The sequence below is a fragment of the Ectobacillus ponti genome, from assembly GCF_024294785.1.
Taxonomy (GTDB): domain Bacteria; phylum Bacillota; class Bacilli; order Bacillales; family Bacillaceae_G; genus Ectobacillus; species Ectobacillus ponti.
On sequence record NZ_JANCLT010000039.1, the window covers coordinates 1 to 1,317 of the forward strand.

The following is a 1,317-nucleotide window of genomic DNA, read 5'->3' on the forward strand; positions in this document are numbered from 1 at the left end:
GTTCAGCTCTCTCAGCCTCGCGATCTCAGCTCGTCTCTTGGCTTGCTCAGCGATCTCAGAGAGCTCGCGGTAGCTGCTCTTGTCGTTGAAGAGCGTGTTGGAGGCGACCTCCGGTGGCTGAAGGCCGTGAAGTGTTCTTTGTGCGGTGGCCCATTGTGCCTCCCTCTCCTCCCTACCGTAATCCTTCTTGGTGGTGAATGCAATCTTGTTCTCAAGGAGGTTGTCCCAGGCCCTTCCACTCAGCACAAAGCGGATGAAGAACTTGAAGATGTCAAGAGGGAAGTAGAACACAATGCTGTAAAGCCAGATAACGCCAGCCCAGCCCCAGCCAATGCCCTTGATCCTGGCAAAGCCCCAGTTGGCATAGACAGCGAGGAATGTCGCAACCAGTTGTGCAAGCATGAATGCAGTGACCAAGAGAAGACCAGGGCGTTCGATGAAGGACCAGCTGCGAGAACGGGTGACGAAGATGAGGGCCTGACTCACAATACTGACTTGGAGGTACAGTGCAGACATCATCTCATATTCACTGTTCCTGATTGATCTGACACCGAATTTGTCCGTGAAAAAGTCTGTCTTGTGCATGGCCCAGAAGAAAATAACGGTCATCAGAGCAAGGTAGCTTCCAAGCACAATACCGGTAGCGAAGATTTCCTTCAGCTTCCAGCTGTCTGGCAAGGGAGAAGGCTTAACTCTGTCCTTCGAGATCGTCATGATAGTACCGTCATTCAGGATGGCAATGATAAGGACCATGAAGGGTGAGAAGTCGTATTTCCAGATCAGAGCAATAAGCAAAAATCCAAGCACTATACGGATGGTGATGGAAACTGCATAAATGGTATAGTTCTTCATCCTCTGGAAGATGCATCTGCTAGTGAGGACAGCGCTGATAATGACACTAAGACCTGGCTCAGTGAGCACAATGTCGGAAGCACTTCTTGCAGCATCTGTAGCATCAGCAACAGCAATACCAATGTCGGCCTTCTTAAGAGCAGGGGCATCATTGACACCATCTCCGGTCATACCGACGATGTGCTTCTTCTCTTGCAACCTCTTCACGATCTCATATTTGTGCTCAGGGAAGACTCCGGCAAAACCATCAGCCTTCTCAATGAGCTCATCCACGGGAAGTGCCTCAAGTGAAGCGTCCTTGTTTTGTCCGAGCAATGCGGATGAAGGATACATGTTTGTACCCATTCCAAGCCTCCTACCAGTCTCCTTACCAATAGCAAGCTGGTCACCAGTGATCATCTTAACATTAACACCAAGATGGAGAGCCTTCCGGATAGTTTCAGCACTGTCGTGCCTCGGGGGATC

The 1,317-nt window shown here is 50.3% G+C and carries 1 protein-coding gene; it reads right to left on the reverse strand.

Annotated elements, in window-relative coordinates:
• On the reverse strand, window positions 1-1,317 hold a 1,317-nt coding region (locus tag NK662_RS24455), incomplete at both ends, for an HAD-IC family P-type ATPase (protein WP_279665804.1).